Source organism: Pseudomonas sp. S3_A09 (assembly GCF_054668065.1).
In genome coordinates, this window is the sequence record NZ_CP162752.1 from 4572977 (window position 1) to 4587680 (window position 14704).

A 14704-nucleotide genomic window follows, 5' to 3' on the forward strand; every position below is an offset into this window, starting at 1 on the left:
AGTTACTGATGGAAATCGTCACTGAATTTGCTTACACCGTGCGCGAAATCGAGCACTGCCTGATCCCCTTGAAGGACGGCACCCAGCTGGCCGCACGCATCTGGTTGCCGGAAGTCGCCGGCCTGCAGACCTTTCCGGCGATCCTGGAATACCTGCCGTACCGCAAGCGCGACGGCACCGCCGTGCGCGATGCGCTGACCCACCCGTGGATGGCGGGGCAGGGCTATGTGTGTGTGCGGGTGGATATGCGCGGCAACGGTGAGTCCCAAGGCTTGATGGCCGATGAGTACCTGCTGCAGGAACAGGAAGACGCCCTTGAAGTGATCGACTGGCTGTGCCGGCAACCCTGGTGCGACGGCAATGTCGGCATGATGGGCATCTCCTGGGGCGGCTTCAATGGCCTGCAAGTCGCGGCGCGCCAGCCCGAGGCATTGAAGGCGATCATCACCTTGTGCTCCACCGATGACCGTTATGCCGACGACATCCACTACAAGGGCGGCAACCTGTTGATGGAAAACTTCGGCTGGGCCGCCACCATGCTCAACTTCAGCGCAGCGGTGCCTGATCCCTTGCTGGTCGGCGACGACTGGAAAGACCTCTGGCACCAACGCCTGGACGCCATGCCGCTGCTCGCCGAAACCTGGCTGCAACACCAGACCCGCGATGACTACTGGCGCCACGGCTCGGTGTGCGAGGACTACGCGAAGATCAAGGCGGCCGTGTATGCGGTGGGCGGCTGGGGCGATGCCTATCGCAACACTGTTTCGCGCCTGATGCAAAACCTGCCCGGCCCGAAGAAGGCCATGATCGGACCGTGGATTCACAAGTACCCGCATTTTGCCGTGCCCAACCCGGCCATCGGCTTCCTGCAAGAAGCCAAGCGCTGGTGGGATCACTGGCTCAAGGGCATCGATAACGGGGTGATGGATGACGCATCCTGCACCTTTTACTTACAGGATATTCTGCCGCCGAAGGGCAGTTATGCCGAGCGGCCGGGGATCTGGGTGCAGACGGCGGGCTGGCCCGACTCGCAAGTGCAATGGACGGATTTCAGCCTGGGTGAACATGGCCTGAGTACGGGTGCACAACCTTTGGCGGCGCCGCGCAGCATTTGTTCGCCGCTGACCACCGGCCTGCACCAGGGCGAGTACTGCGCTATCTGGTTTGGCCCCGATGGCCCGACGGATCAACGTCGCGATGACGCCCAGTCGCTGTGCTTCGACTCGCAGCCGCTGACCGAGCCGCTGTCGTTGCTCGGCGATGCACGGCTTAAGTTGCGTCTGGCAAGTGACACATCCTGTGGTCAATTGGTCGCCAGGCTGAATGCGATAGCGCCGGATGGGCAGGTCACGCAAGTCAGCTACGGCGTGCTTAATCTCACACTGCGTGAGGACTTTTCCCAGGTAACGCCTGTCGTCCCAGGTCAACCGATGGATGTGCAGTTGAACCTCGACCACATCGGCATGCGCCTGCCTGCCGGCTACCGTTTGCGCCTGGCGCTCAGCACGGCGAGTTTCCCGTTGCTGTGGCCGAGCCGCGAGCTGACCACTTTGACGTTGCTACCAGGCCTGCAAAGCCTGCAACTGCCGGTGTTTACCGGCGAGGCGGTGGAGTGCCCGTTCGAAGCGCCGCAGTCGGCTACACCGGTAGCGATGGAAGTCTTACGCGGTGCCGCGCCGAAACGCACACTGATCGAAGACGTGGGCAGTGGCGAAGTCTGTGTGAAAATTGAAGACGACCTGGGTTCGGTGCGTTTTACCGACCATGGCTTGTCAGTGGACCAGCGTTGCACCGAGCAATACCGCACCTTGCCCTGGGATCCGCTGTCGACGCGGGCCGACATCGAATGGCACTACTGTGTCGGCCGCGACCAGTGGGCCGTGGAGGTGGAAAGCCACCTGAGCGTGCACGCCGATGCCGAGTGGTTCTACATCGAAGCGGAGCAGACCGCCTGGGAAAATGGCCAACTGGAACATCGTCGACAATGGAGTAAGCGCGTGGCCAGGGTCGCACTGTAAGCAGGCAAGTGGCAGGATGCCTGTCAACGTGATCTCTGCGGGCCTGGGGTAACCTGGGCCCGTCATTGCCAATGGACTTGCTCATGTCGCGCCGAAATGTCGATCTTCCGCCCCTCAACTGCCTGCAGACGTTCGAAGCGGCCGCACGCCATTTGAGCTTTACCCAGGCGGCCCATGAACTGAATCTGACCCAAAGCGCGGTTAGCCGCCAGGTCAAACGCCTCGAAGAAGACTTGGCCCGTCCGCTGTTTTATCGGCTGGCCCAAGGCTTGAGCCTGACCCCTGCCGGGGTACGTTACTTCCGTACCGTCCAACGCCTGTTGCGTGAGCTTGATCGCGAGTCCGCCGAGTTGCGCAGGCGTGGTGCCGATCGCCAGTTGACCCTGGCCAGCACGCCCACCATCAGTTCTATCTGGCTTGCCGGCCTGTTGCCGCAGTTCCAGCGCGACCATCCGGACCTGGATATCCGCATCCTGTGCAGCGAAAGCCCCAGCCACTTGGATGTCAGCGAATATGACCTTGGTTTGTTCTATCACTTGGATGAACTGGCCGCGCCCCACGGCCTTGAGCTGTCACCGGTGTTCGACAGCGAGCAGGTCATCACCGTGTGCAGTCCCGGCTACCTTGAGCGCCACGGCCCAATTCGCGACCTGCACCACTTGTTGCACGCTCACACCTTGCTGATCGTCGAGGACCACCACCACGATTGGCTGACCTGGGCCGACTGGTTCGCCGACGCCGGTGCCGACTACTACTCTCCGCGCCATGCGTTGCGCACCAACAGCTATCAATTGTTGATGCAATCGGCGGTGATGGGGCACGGCGTCGCCTTGGGGTGGAAGCGCTTGCTGGAGACTGACCTTGAGTCCGGACGCCTGCAAATAGCCTTGCCCCACAGCATGCACAGTCGCGGCCGCCTGCACCTGATGCAGCCGCATCATCGCAATCCGCCCGCGGCGGTGCGCAGTTTTCGTCAATGGTTGCAGGCACGTACCGCAGAGGCTGGACTCGCTGACTGAGTGTCAGTGCTGGCCGGTATTTTTCTTTTGGTCTGGCGCGTCGCCAGGTGTTCGAAGCAAAAAGAAGCGGTGCCGAACACGGCGATCAGGGTGAGTACGATCATGCCGAGGGTTGAGCTTTCCACGGTGACTTCCTACGGGTGATGGGGTAGGTGCTCACGGTAGAGGCAGGGGTGATAAGGGCTCAATAGACCCGACGCAATCCTTACGCCGTCGGGCCTGATGTTATGCATTCTTTACGGGGCGTTGCGGCTGTGGCGGTAATCGCTGACCGCTTCGTACACCGCTTTGCGCAAGCGGTTGATACCGCCGATAGGGCGGTGTTCCGCTACACCAAACCAGGGGTTGAACGATTGGTTGTCGCACGCCAGGTTCTGCTCGGGTGTATCGAAATCCTGCGCCGGGATGCGCACCTTGGCCACCGTTTCATAGGGCGCATCGCTCTCCTTCCATTCGATGCTGGTGTCTTCGATGGGCATGAAGGTCTGCGGGTTCTGCCGCTGGATCTGCAGCACGAAACACGCAGGTATGCGGTCGGTGGACAACTGCTGGCTCAAGGCGCTGCGCAGGAAGTTCGGCAAGTCCTGGTTTTGCTTGGGCAGTTGATATTCCGGGCAGCTGAGCGGGTCGGGCGCGACGCGGAACTTGGCGTTGGCCGCCCCGAACTTGTAGGGCGAGACCGAAAAGTACGTCGTTTGCGTCGGGCTGGCCGGTGCGGGGGCCAGGGTCGCCAGGGCGATAAACAGGTGGCGCACCTGCCAGGTCCGCGGGTCTGCCTTGGGGAAGAACGCCAGGACTTTCTTGCCGTCCGCTTGTGCGCCGATGTTCTGCGCATACTCCGCTACATCGCTGACAAAGAAGTTCGGGTGGCTGAACATCACGAAGTCCTGTTCCGTGCGTGCCTGTTGATCGGCCAGCAGTTGTTTGCCCGGCACGTCCAGCAGCTTGAGTGCCATGCCCCGCGCATCCCGGATGCTGTCGAACTGTGGGTAGGCGTTGCCGTTGGACAGTCGCATCATCGCCTGCCAGGTCTTGCCCGGCTCGGCGAACACGCCCTGGCGCAGCGCCGGGTCGAGATCGGCCAACACGCTGACTTCGGCCTTGACGCAACCATGGGCCTTGGCATGGGCATCGCGCAGGTAGCGCGTGCCTTCGCGGTGCTGGTCAACGATGCGCACGGCCGTCTGGATAATGCCTTGCGTCATCGCTGCTTCGCCCGGCGGAATCTGCTCATTCGGCGACACCGGGCCGCTGTGTTGCCAGGCGTACCAGGCGGTAGCGGCCAGCCAGCCGAGCAGGCCGAGGCCCACCAGCCACAGCAGGGTCTTGCCCAGAAACGCGCCGATGCGCAGCCATAGGCGGGCGAGCAGGGAAGGTCGGTCGTAGGGGGATCGAATCATCATGGCAGTTGTTGCTCCAGCGGGCCGCCCAGTACTTTGAGGTATTCCAGCAGCGCCCAGCGTTCCTGCGGTAGCAGGCCACGGCCGATCACGCCATTGCCACGACTGCCGGCACGGAATTCGTGACCGCTGTTGTGGTTGCCGGTGATTTTGGTGTCGAACAGAAAGGCATTCTTGAACGCACCGGTCTCAAAGCCGAGGTGGCGCGGGTCGTAGTTGAAGGTGCCTTTATAGAAGGTGGTGCTGCGCTCGTCCTGGGGCGAGAGCAACTGATAGATCGTCGGCACCGAACCGTTATGCAGGAACGGCGGTGTCGCCCAGACGCCTGCCAATGGCCGCGCCTTATAAGCTCGCAGTTCACGCACGCCAATGGGCAGGCCGTAGCCGTCCAGGCGCGGGCGCTCGTCTGGGGTCACGCCGGCGGCGCGGTAGGCATGTTCTTCGACGAAAGCGGTGACGTAGGCGAGGCCCTTGGCCACGGACATTTTTTTCAGGTCCAGTGGCTCGGTCGGCGTGGGGTGCAGTTCGACGTTGAGTTTGGCCAGTTCCGCCAGGTCCCATTGCAGGGCGCTGAGGTCGTAGCGCTGATCGGCGATGTTGCTGGCAGTGCCGGGGTCGGTGCCGATGTAGGCCACTGGCAGCATTTTCAGCTGTTGCACAGGACGGCCGTTTTCCTGGGTGGCGGTGGGCACATGGCAGCCGGCGCAGTTTTCGGCGAACAGTACGCGGCCTTGGGCGGCGAGCGGCTTATCGATGGTGCCGAACAGATCCTCGGGCCAGGTCGGGGCCTTGAGGCGTTGCAGGGTTTCTTCGATCAGGTTGAGGTCGCGCACCCTTACGCTGGAGGGGTAGCGCGCATCGCCCTGGAGCGGTTGGCCGGCGTCGTCGAAAAAGGTCAGGGTCGCGCCGACACCCAGCGCTTCGCCGATGTTGCGTGCCATGGGCTGTTGGGCCGAGCCGTTCCATTGCACCCAGTCGAAGGTCCAGATATCCCACAACTGCGGGTAGTCCACCGGCGCATTGGCGACGCGATAGTTGTCGGGAGAAATGGCGTCGCCAAAACTGGCGTTGGCAATGCGGCCAAAGGCGTCCGTGCGGCCGGGACCTTCTTCAGTGGGGTAGAGGCCACGGTGGGTATCGTTCCAGGCCACCTTGAGGAATTTGTTCAGCGACTGCTTGAAGTCTTGGCGCAGTTGTTTGTGCTCGGCGTCGTAGCGATCTTTCAGCACCTGGCGGGCAAAGCGTTCGAACTTCCATGGGTTGTAATAGGTGGCCGCCAGGCTCGCGACCAGGGCCTGGCCGAAACTGCCGCCGCGCAAGGTCGGCACGCTGGAGGGCAGCACGTGCTGGGCGGAACCGCCGTCGATCCGCAGGGCTTGGTTTTTGTAATGCAGTTCGCCGGTGTGGCAGGCGGCGCAGGTGATATCCAGGTACTCGACGTTGCTGCCGGCGTTTTTGTGCCGGGCGAAACCCACGGGCAGGTTGCCGGGGTTTTGCGCCGTGGGCAGTTGCTTGGGGTCGACCAGGAAACCGAAGCGGGCCAAATACGCTGGCGTGGCAAAGCGCTGCTCGGAAAACGGCAATTCCAGGGCAGTGAACCAGTCGTAGTGCAGGCCTTTTACCTGGGTGCCCTGGGGCGTGAAGTAGTAGGTCTGGCGGTCGGCGGCACTCCATTGGTCCTGGTAGTGCACCTGCTCCACGGGCACGTAGTCCGGCAGCTTGGGGTTGATGGTGTAATAAAGCACCACGGCCAGGATCAGGCCCAGTGCTATTAATATCAGGAGTAAAACACGGGAAAAAATGCGCAAGATGGCTATCCTTGTCTCGGCCTTGTCGAGGTGTCGCGTTGTTATGCCACTACGCCACAAGGGCGGCAAGTGGCCATGAGCCTGGTAGCAGGCGGCCCCACGATCCTTCGCGGGGCCCCATCATGAATGAAAATGCTTTTAAACACGTGAACTTATCAGAAGTTTCCTGCTCACATGCCGGTAGCCATTGGTCGTGGCCGCCTGATAAGCTCGCGACTTTATTCGAATGCCCTATTGGCGCATGAACAAGGAAATAGCATGAAACAGCATCGGTTGGCGGCGGCGGTGGCCCTGGTTAGCCTGGTACTTGCGGGTTGTGATTCGCAGACCAGCGTAGAGCTGAAAACCCCGGCGCAGAAAGCTTCCTACGGCATCGGCCTGAACATGGGCAAAAGCCTTGCCCAAGAAGGCATGGATGACCTGGATTCCAAAGCAGTAGCCCAAGGCATCGAAGATGCTGTCGGCAAAAAAGAGCAGAAGCTCAAAGACGACGAGCTGGTTGAAGCGTTTGCCGCACTGCAAAAGCGTGCTGAAGAACGCATGACCAAGATGAGCGAAGAGTCGGCAGCCGCCGGCAAGAAATTCCTCGAAGACAACGCCAAGAAAGACGGCGTCGTCACCACCGCTTCCGGTCTGCAGTACAAGATCGTCAAGAAAGCCGATGGCGCACAGCCTAAGCCGACTGACGTGGTGACTGTGCACTACACCGGTAAACTCACCAACGGCACCACCTTTGACAGCTCCGTGGATCGCGGTAGCCCGATTGACCTGCCGGTCAGCGGCGTGATCCCAGGTTGGGTCGAAGGCCTGCAACTGATGCACGTCGGCGAGAAGGTTGAGCTGTACATCCCTTCGGACCTGGCCTACGGCGCACAAAGTCCAAGCCCAGCGATCCCAGCCAACTCCGTGCTGGTATTCGACCTGGAGCTGCTGGCCATCAAGGATCCAGCCAAAGCAGAAGCACCTGCAGCACCAGCCGCCAAGAAGTAATCGGCGCCTGAACATACAACGCCCCGTCTAGACGGGGCGTTGTTGTTTCTGGGGGGCATCGTTCTAAATGGGGGAGCTGCGCAGATCCAAACGAACGTCTGTGGCAGGTAACAGTCTGATATAAGACTCGAGTACGGGTAGCCGCACATCAACGCCAAGTCAATGAAATCTTGGGTTTTTTTTCAGTGCGCAAAAAATGCCCGATCTGACTGAAAGCCTTGTAACACGTGGCTTTCAGCGCGGAAAATAGGCTCTGTTCACAAGGTTATCCACAATTTGTGTGGATAACCTTTTATGTCGCCTGGAACTGGAGTGACAGATGAAACCACCCTTCAATTTCACCCGTTTCCTGCCCATGGCCGCGCGTCTCCTAGGGCGTGGACGTTTGCCGACGTTACTGTTCGCGGTGGCGGCCAAGGGCTCCAGCCAGGGCAATCGCCTGGGCAAACTCAAGGATGACTTCAAGTTGCTCCAGGCGCTGTGCCTGGCCTACTGGCGCGGCGAGTACCGGGCGATCAGCCCCAAGGCGCTGATCTCGGTGGTGGCGGGGTTGATGTATTTCCTCAGCCCGATTGATGCCATTCCGGACTTTATCCCCATGTTCGGCATGCTCGACGACATTGCCGTGCTGGCATGGGTCATGAAGACCCTGGAAGGCGAACTGAGCGCCTTTCGTGCCTGGCGTGACGCCCAGCGCCCGGAAAAGCTCGCCGTGGTTGAGCGACTGCCTGCGACGCCCGCGCTGCTGGCCAAGGAAAACCCGCAAAAAAACGGATGACACGGTATATCCCCCTGCGACCTTTGTGGCTGTTAGGATTACACTCCTAAGGAAAGAGCTTACTCAGTAAGTGTTGTTATCCTACGGGGCGGTCATGGATATTCAGATAATTTCACGCAATGGCGAACCCGAATACGCGGTGTTGCCATGGGATCAGTACCAGGCGCTGCTAAAAGCTGCCGGTCAGCAACAACCGACGTTACCTCCTCTCTCATCGACTGCCCAAGCCGCCCCTGACCAGGACCTGCGCCCGCTTGCAGACCTGCGCGGCTTGCGTGAGGCCAAGGGCCTGGCGATCGAAACCCTGGCACGCACTGTGGGGATCAGCCCCTCATATCTTGGATTGATTGAAAGTGGTGAACGCCAGCCGGATGCCGCGATCCGCCGCAGCCTGGCCTGGGAATTGGGCGTTGCAGGTTGGAGGGATGAATCTTGAGCCTACGTATCAGCCGTCAACACTGGGATGGATTACTCAACGAACTGGACCAGGCTCGCCGCCAGCGCCATCTGCTGACCTACCGCGCGCTGCTGGAGCGCCTGCAATTTCCCACGCCCGCCATGCAAACCCTGGCTGCCGCTTTGGAGCACCTGGCGGCGCTGGACGCCAAGGCCGAGCAGCCGTTGCGCAGCTCGCTGGTGATCAGCCAGGGCGCCAGTCGCCTGCCGCGTACCGGTTTTTTTGAATGTGTGGAGCGCCTGGGGCGTTTCAGTGGGCCGTCCGATGGCGTGGCCGCCGCGTCCTGGCACGCCTCCGAAGTGGTGCGGGTGTTCGAATACGAGTACCCGGAATCCGCCGAGGCTTAAAGCGCCTGGGGTAGTGCGTCCATGCTGTCGATCACATGGATGCTATAGCCGGCCATATCCTTGGCATGGTGCTTGGCTTGCGATGCCAGCTCCGCCAACTGGCTGGCATCGAGTTGTCCACAGGCCTGTGGATACAAATGCACCACGCCGATGGACAGTGACAGCAGCGCAAACTCCTGGCGTACGCCCTGGCGGTTGAGCGCCACGAAACAACCGGCCTCCAGGTGTTCGGCGCGGTAGAAACGTCGGCATTGGGTGTGGAAGTCATCCAGCAGCTGATTAAGGCGTTTACGCCAATCCTGCGGGCCCAGCACCAGCAAAAAGTCATCGCCGCCGATATGCCCGACAAAGTCGCGGCTGGGGTCGACGCGGTCGTTCAAGCACTGCGCCAGGCACAACAAGACCTCATCCCCACGCCCATAGCCGTAGATATCGTTAAACGGCTTGAAGCTGTCGATATCCACATAGCAGATCACCGATTCGCGCTGTTGCTGCAACAGGCGCGTCAGGCATTGCTGGATCGGCACATTGCCCGGCAGTAGGGTCAGCGGATTGGCGTAGCGCGCTTGCTGGATCTTCAACTCGGTGATCAGCTTGAGCACATCGATCACCCGGCCCAGGCCCAGATAATCACCATTGAGCGTGATGATAAAGTCTTCTTCGATGCGTTGCCGTGCACGGCTGGTGAGCAAACGGCTGACCTGCTGCAGAGACTGGCTCAGCTCCACCGCCAGGAAGTCGGTGCTCATCAAGCGGCTGATGGGTTTGCGCGCAAACAGGTCGGTGGCGAAGGGTTTCAGCAGCGCGTCCGACAGCGAATGCCGGTGGACGATACCGATCGGGTGCCCGCGCCCATCCAGCACCGCCAGGGAATTGAGGTTGGCTTGGCGCCGGAACGCTTCCAGCACCTGGGCGGTGGCGGTGTCCTGATCCACCGCCGGTTGTTCGTTGAGCAAGGCGCTGAGGTCGCTGCCTTCATCGTTCAGCGCCACGTTGGCGCTGTCAGGCTTGGGCAGCATCAGGCGTGCTTCCTGCGGCGGTTGCTCCTGCGGACGGCAGAGCAGGTAGCCTTGAACCAGGTCCACCCCCATCTCGGTCAGTACCGCCAACTCTTCAGGCAGCTCGATACCTTCGGCAATCACTTGGGCACGCGACGCCCTGGCGATTTGCAGGATGGAGCCGACAAATTCCCGCTTAAGCGCATCCTGATGGATGCCGTCGATGAAGTGTCGGTCGATCTTCACGTAATCCGGGCGCAACTCCGACCATAGACGCAGGCTGGAATAGCCGGCACCCAGGTCATCCAAGGCGATCGAGAAACCCATGTTGCGGTAGTGGTGCAGCGCCGTTTGCAGCAGGTCGATATCGTTGGTGGGGGTTTGCTCGGTGAGTTCGATCACCACTTGGCTCGGTGGAATGCCGAAGTCATGCAGCAGTTGCAGGGTGCGCCCCGGCTGATGCGCGGTTTCCATCAGGGATTGCGGCGAAACGTTGAGGAACAGCTTGCCCGGCAGCTTCTGTTCACTGAAGCGGCGGCACGCGCTTTCACGGCAGGCGATCTCCAGTTCACTGAGCCGTCCGGCCTGGCTGGCCACGGAGAACAGGGCGACGGGGGAGTGCAGCGGGCTGTTGGACGGCCCACGACTGAGGGCTTCATAGCCGAGAATGCGTCGGTCAGAGAGGCTGATGATCGGTTGGAACAGGCTGTGCAAACTGCCTTGAGCCAGGATAGAGCCCAATGCATTCAGCTGTTCGGTCATGGTCATGGCGATCTCGATCGAAAAAAAGGACCGCAGGCTGGCAGCCTGCGGTCCTTCATTTCACGACAGAATGATGTCTATATGATGACACTCCAGGGAGCCATCACATTAAATCGCCATCATTTACTGCTTGGCCACCTGTTTGGTGATCTTCAGGTAATCCAGCAGGATCCGGCCCGTCTCGGCCAGGTAGGCGTCGTCTTCCGGCTTGGTTTTTTCGGCTTCGGTCGGCAGCGCGTCTTCGTCTTCTTTCTTCAGCTCCTTGAGTGGATCTTCACCCTTGGCCTTGCGGCGGATGTTTTCCAGTGCAAGTTGCTTGTTTTCGATGTCGGCGTGCTGCGCGCGGCGATCCACTTCATTGAGGCTGACGGTTTTTTCTTCCATCAGCTTCTTGGCCAGGGCCAGCTTGTCGCGGATGAACACGAACTCGGCATCCTTGGCGGAGCGGGTGTCGTGGTCGGCCTTCAACTGCGCCAGGAATGGCTTGAACGGGTCAGAGGCCGGCTTGATCGCAGGGCGGATGGTGTCCCATGGCATGGCTTCCGGCAGAGCGCTCTCGCCGATTTCCTTGGTGTCGATGATCGACGGGAAATCGATGTCCGGCAGTACGCCCTGGTGCTGGGTGCTCTGCCCGGAAACCCGGTAGAACTTGGCCAGTGTCAGTTTCAGCTCGCCATGGTTAAGCGGCTGGATGGTCTGCACGGTGCCTTTGCCGAAGGTCTGGCCGCCGATGATCATCGCGCGGTGATAGTCCTGCATGGCGCCGGCGAAAATCTCCGAAGCCGAGGCCGACAGGCGGTTGACCAGCAACGCCATAGGGCCTTTGTAGAAGGCGCCTGGGTTCTCGTCTTCCAGCACGTCGACACGGCCGTCAGCGTTGCGCACCAACACAGTCGGGCCCTTGTCGATGAACAGGCTGGTCAGTTCGGTGGCTTCCTGCAGTGAACCGCCGCCGTTGTTGCGCAGGTCGATGACCACGCCGTCGACTTTTTCCTTCTGCAGTTCTGTCAGGATTTTCTTAACGTCGCGGGTGGTGGACTTGTAGTCCGGATCGCCAGCGCGGAAGGCCTTGAAGTCCAGGTAGAACGCCGGGATTTCAATCACGCCCAGCTTGTAGTCCTTGCCATCCTGCTTGAGGTTGAGGACTTTCTTCTGCACGGCCTGGTCTTCGAGCTTCACCGCTTCACGGGTGATGGACACGATCTTGCTGGTCTGGTCGTTCGGCGCATTGGTGTGCGGAATCACTTCCAGACGCACCACGCTGCCTTTCGGCCCACGGATCAGCTTGACCACTTCGTCCAGGCGCCAGCCGACCACGTCGACCATCTCTTTGTCGCCCTGGGCAACGCCGATGATCTTGTCGGCCGGAGCGACCTGCTTGGTCTTGTCCGCCGGACCTGCCGGCACCAGGCGCACGATCTTGACCTGGTCGTTGTCGCTTTGCAGGACGGCACCAATGCCTTCCAGCGACAGACTCATGTTGATATCGAAATTTTCTGCGTTATCTGGCGACAGATAATTGGTGTGCGGGTCGTAGGACATCGCGAAGGTGTTGATGTAGGCCTGGAAGATATCTTCGGCACGGGTCTGGTCCAGACGTGCGAGCTGATTCTTGTAGCGCTTGGTCAACAGCTCCTGGATGGCCTTCGGCTCTTTGCCGGCGATCTTCAGGCGCAGCACTTCGTCCTTGACGCGTTTGCGCCACAGGTCGTCGAGGGCGGCGGTGCTGGTCAGCCAAGGCGCGTCCTTGCGGTCCACCAGAAGGGTTTCCTTCTGGGTGAAGTCGAGCTTGTCGACGCCTTTGTCCAACTGGCCCAAGGCGAAGTCCAGACGCGCTTTGACGCGGTCCAGGTAACGCTTGTAGATGGTAAAGGCGGGTTGCAGGTCGCCGCTCTTGAGGAAGTCGTCGAACTGCGTCTTCCACTTATCGAACTCGGCGATATCGCTGGCCAGGAAGTAGCTGCGCGACGGATCCAGCAGCTTGAGGTAGCTGTCATAGATGATCACCGAGCGCGCGTCGTCCAGCGGCGGCTTGCTGTAGTGATGACGCTTGAGCAACTCGACGACGTTAAGGCTGGCAATCACCTCATCGCGATCCGGCTGAAGGTTGTCCCAGCTGTTGGCTGCGAACGTATTGGTCGACATCGACGCGAAGCCGAGACCAATGAAAAGAGCGAGGGCGGTGCTGGGGAACAAATGCTTCATGCTGATTCGACGCGGGGGCAATTGATAACGCATATTAGGCCGTCTTTGAGGGAGCCGGTTCCATATGGTCCGGTCGCATAATGCAAAAAGCCCGGCGATACAGCTACGGGCTCAGTCCAGACTCACTATGGAGGCACTGTGAAAGCATTGCAAGGCGTTGACGGTCATGTGGAGTGGTTGGACGAACCCAGTCCTACCTGCGATGTAGGGCAAGTTCGCATTCGCGTGGCGGCAGCGGGCCTCAATCGCGCCGATTTGTTACAGCGCGCGGGGCTCTATCCGCCGCCACCGGGTGCCAGCCACGTGTTGGGCCTGGAGTGTTCCGGGGTGATCAGCGAAGTGGGGGCGGGCTCATCCTGGCAAGTGGGCGACCGCGTGTGCGCACTGCTCGCCGGTGGCGGCATGGCCGAAGAAGTGGTGGTGGATGCGCGCCACGTACTGCCTGCGCCGGAAGGCTTGTCGCTGATCGAAGCGGCGGCGCTGCCTGAGGTGTACAGCACGGCGTGGCTCAATTTGTTCCAGTTGGCGGGCCTCAAGCCCGGCGAGAAGGTGCTGCTGCATGCCGGCGCCAGTGGCGTTGGCTCTGCCGCAATCCAGCTGTGCAAGGCGTTTGGCAGCCCGTGCTGGGTCAGCGTTGGCTCGGCGGACCGCCTGGCCTATTGTGAGGAACTGGGTGCCCAAGGCGGCGTGGTGCGCACCGACGGGATCGAAGGGCTGCGGGATTTCGGGCCGTTCGATGTGATCCTCGACCCGGTGGGTGGCAGCTATGCGGCGCTCGACCTCAAGTTGCTGGCCCTCGATGGGCGCTGGGTATTGATCGGCTTGATGGGCGGTCGCGACGCGCAGCTGGATCTGGCCCAGGTGCTGGGCAAGCGGATTCAGCTATTGGGTTCGACCCTGCGCAGCCGCAGTGATCAGTTCAAGGCTGATCTGTTCAGTGACTTGAGCCAGCATGTGTGGCCGTTGTTTGTTGAAGGGCGGTTGAGCCCGCAGCTGGCCAAGACTTTCCCGATCAAGGATGCCGAAGCGGCGTTCGCCGAGTTGGCGACTAACCAGATTTCCGGGAAATTGGTGTTGGTGATTGACGAAACCCTGGTCTGACCTGGATTGAAATGCAGTCAATGTGGGAGCGGGCTTGCCCGCGAAGGCGGTGTATCAGTGAAGAATATTTCATCTGACACATCGCCTTCGCGAGCAAGCCCGCTCCCACATGTTGATCGCATTTCAATTTCTGAAGGGGCTGTGTCAGGTCCAGTGGTGGATCGGCCAGCCGGCCGTTTCGGCATGCTCGCGCAATACCGGGTCCGGGTTCACCACTTGCGGGTAGTCCACCTTGAGCAACAACGGCAAATCATTGCGCGAGTCCGAATAAAAGTACGCGCCTTCCAGCGATTCGCCTGCCTGCTCAAGCCACTCAAGCAGCCGCGTGATCTTGCCCTCGCGATACGTCAGCACATCGACCGTACGCCCGCTGTACACACCATGGCTGACGTCAAGGTTGATCCCCAACACTTCATCAATGCCGATCCGCGCCGCAATCGGCGTGACCAGGTGCGTGCCCGAGGCGGAGATCACCAGGATCCGGTCGCCATTGGCACGGTGGCGGGCGATGGTTTTGGTGGCGTCGCTGTAGATCAGCGGCTCGATCACGTCTTCGACCCAGGGCTCCACCAAGTGCTCGATTTCTTCCGGCGTGCGGCCGATCATCGGCTCCAGGCTGAAGTCCATGAACTCTTCCATCCGCAGCTTGCCTTGGCTGTAGGCGTCCATCAGCTCGTTGTTCTTGCGCATGAACGACTCAGGGTCGACCCAGCCCAGCCGGCCCATCTGCTCACTCCAGAGGGTGGCGCAGTCGCCATGGATGAGGGTGTCGTCCAGATCAAAAATTACCAATGCCATCCGTCATGCTCTCTCAAATGAAA

At 60.6% G+C, this 14704-nt stretch carries 12 protein-coding genes; 7 read left to right on the forward strand and 5 right to left on the reverse strand.

All coding sequences use genetic code 11. From position 1 onward, the window contains the following. The first annotated feature begins 8 nt into the window (after nucleotides 1–8). Nucleotides 9–2018, forward strand: a complete 2010-nt coding sequence (locus AB4N92_RS21375; RefSeq protein WP_021492113.1) for a CocE/NonD family hydrolase — start codon at nucleotides 9–11, stop codon at nucleotides 2016–2018. Between the two features lie 83 nt (nucleotides 2019–2101). Continuing rightward, nucleotides 2102–3037, forward strand: a complete 936-nt coding sequence (locus tag AB4N92_RS21380) for a LysR substrate-binding domain-containing protein (protein WP_021492112.1) — start codon at nucleotides 2102–2104, stop codon at nucleotides 3035–3037. A 236-nt stretch (nucleotides 3038–3273) separates the two neighbouring features. On the opposite strand, the gene AB4N92_RS21385 is transcribed toward AB4N92_RS21380, so the two are convergent. Together AB4N92_RS21385 and AB4N92_RS21390 are read right to left on the reverse strand one after the other, a co-directional pair. Beyond that, a complete protein-coding gene (locus tag AB4N92_RS21385; RefSeq protein WP_044286921.1) occupies nucleotides 3274–4440 on the reverse strand; it encodes a catalase family protein in 1167 nt (388 codons plus the stop codon). Beyond that, a complete protein-coding gene (locus AB4N92_RS21390; RefSeq protein WP_460128123.1) occupies nucleotides 4437–6245 on the reverse strand; it encodes a di-heme-cytochrome C peroxidase in 1809 nt (602 codons plus the stop codon). Before AB4N92_RS21390 ends, AB4N92_RS21385 begins: the two co-directional genes overlap by 4 nt. A 258-nt stretch (nucleotides 6246–6503) precedes the next feature. On the opposite strand from AB4N92_RS21390, the gene AB4N92_RS21395 reads away from it, so the two are divergent. The 4 genes from AB4N92_RS21395 (at nucleotide 6504) to AB4N92_RS21410 (ending at nucleotide 8817) form a co-directional block, all read left to right on the forward strand. Continuing rightward, a complete protein-coding gene (locus AB4N92_RS21395; protein ID WP_236267019.1) occupies nucleotides 6504–7235 on the forward strand; it encodes an FKBP-type peptidyl-prolyl cis-trans isomerase in 732 nt (243 codons plus the stop codon). Between the two features lie 319 nt (nucleotides 7236–7554). Next, on the forward strand, nucleotides 7555–8013 hold the full coding sequence (locus tag AB4N92_RS21400) for a YkvA family protein (RefSeq protein ID WP_010211619.1): 459 nt from the start codon (nucleotides 7555–7557) through the stop codon (nucleotides 8011–8013). A 94-nt stretch (nucleotides 8014–8107) separates the two neighbouring features. Then, nucleotides 8108–8449, forward strand: a complete 342-nt coding sequence (locus AB4N92_RS21405; protein WP_010211618.1) for a helix-turn-helix domain-containing protein — start codon at nucleotides 8108–8110, stop codon at nucleotides 8447–8449. After that, a complete protein-coding gene (locus AB4N92_RS21410; protein WP_005786715.1) occupies nucleotides 8446–8817 on the forward strand; it encodes a hypothetical protein in 372 nt (123 codons plus the stop codon). The genes AB4N92_RS21405 and AB4N92_RS21410 overlap by 4 nt, the downstream gene beginning before the upstream one ends. Here the strand turns inward: AB4N92_RS21410 and AB4N92_RS21415 are convergent. Together AB4N92_RS21415 and AB4N92_RS21420 are read right to left on the reverse strand one after the other, a co-directional pair. Further along, a complete protein-coding gene (locus AB4N92_RS21415; protein ID WP_042571656.1) occupies nucleotides 8814–10583 on the reverse strand; it encodes a bifunctional diguanylate cyclase/phosphodiesterase in 1770 nt (589 codons plus the stop codon). The two genes, AB4N92_RS21410 and AB4N92_RS21415, sit on opposite strands and share 4 nt — an antisense overlap. Nucleotides 10584–10700: 117 nt before the next feature. Continuing rightward, complete coding sequence (locus AB4N92_RS21420; protein ID WP_175439673.1) at nucleotides 10701–12782, reverse strand: carboxy terminal-processing peptidase; 2082 nt, start codon at nucleotides 12780–12782, stop codon at nucleotides 10701–10703. A gap of 138 nt (nucleotides 12783–12920) precedes the next feature. Between AB4N92_RS21420 and AB4N92_RS21425 the strand changes: the two genes are divergently transcribed. After that, nucleotides 12921–13883 carry a zinc-binding dehydrogenase gene (locus tag AB4N92_RS21425; RefSeq protein ID WP_010211614.1) on the forward strand — a complete coding sequence of 321 codons (963 nt, stop codon included), beginning with the start codon at nucleotides 12921–12923 and terminating at the stop codon, nucleotides 13881–13883. 144 nt (nucleotides 13884–14027) lie between these two features. On the opposite strand, the gene AB4N92_RS21430 is transcribed toward AB4N92_RS21425, so the two are convergent. Then, complete coding sequence (locus AB4N92_RS21430; RefSeq protein WP_010211613.1) at nucleotides 14028–14681, reverse strand: HAD family hydrolase; 654 nt, start codon at nucleotides 14679–14681, stop codon at nucleotides 14028–14030. Nucleotides 14682–14704: the final 23 nt, after the last annotated feature.

Coding starts and splice junctions, on each gene's coding strand:
- AB4N92_RS21415 (WP_042571656.1), bottom strand. CDS start 10,583: ATGACCATGACCGAACAGCTGAATGCATTGGGCTCTATCCTGGCTCAA.
- AB4N92_RS21430 (WP_010211613.1), bottom strand. CDS start 14,681: ATGGCATTGGTAATTTTTGATCTGGACGACACCCTCATCCATGGCGAC.
- AB4N92_RS21375 (WP_021492113.1), top strand. CDS start 9: ATGGAAATCGTCACTGAATTTGCTTACACCGTGCGCGAAATCGAGCAC.
- AB4N92_RS21420 (WP_175439673.1), bottom strand. CDS start 12,782: ATGAAGCATTTGTTCCCCAGCACCGCCCTCGCTCTTTTCATTGGTCTC.
- AB4N92_RS21405 (WP_010211618.1), top strand. CDS start 8,108: ATGGATATTCAGATAATTTCACGCAATGGCGAACCCGAATACGCGGTG.
- AB4N92_RS21380 (WP_021492112.1), top strand. CDS start 2,102: ATGTCGCGCCGAAATGTCGATCTTCCGCCCCTCAACTGCCTGCAGACG.
- AB4N92_RS21385 (WP_044286921.1), bottom strand. CDS start 4,440: ATGATGATTCGATCCCCCTACGACCGACCTTCCCTGCTCGCCCGCCTA.
- AB4N92_RS21400 (WP_010211619.1), top strand. CDS start 7,555: ATGAAACCACCCTTCAATTTCACCCGTTTCCTGCCCATGGCCGCGCGT.
- AB4N92_RS21395 (WP_236267019.1), top strand. CDS start 6,504: ATGAAACAGCATCGGTTGGCGGCGGCGGTGGCCCTGGTTAGCCTGGTA.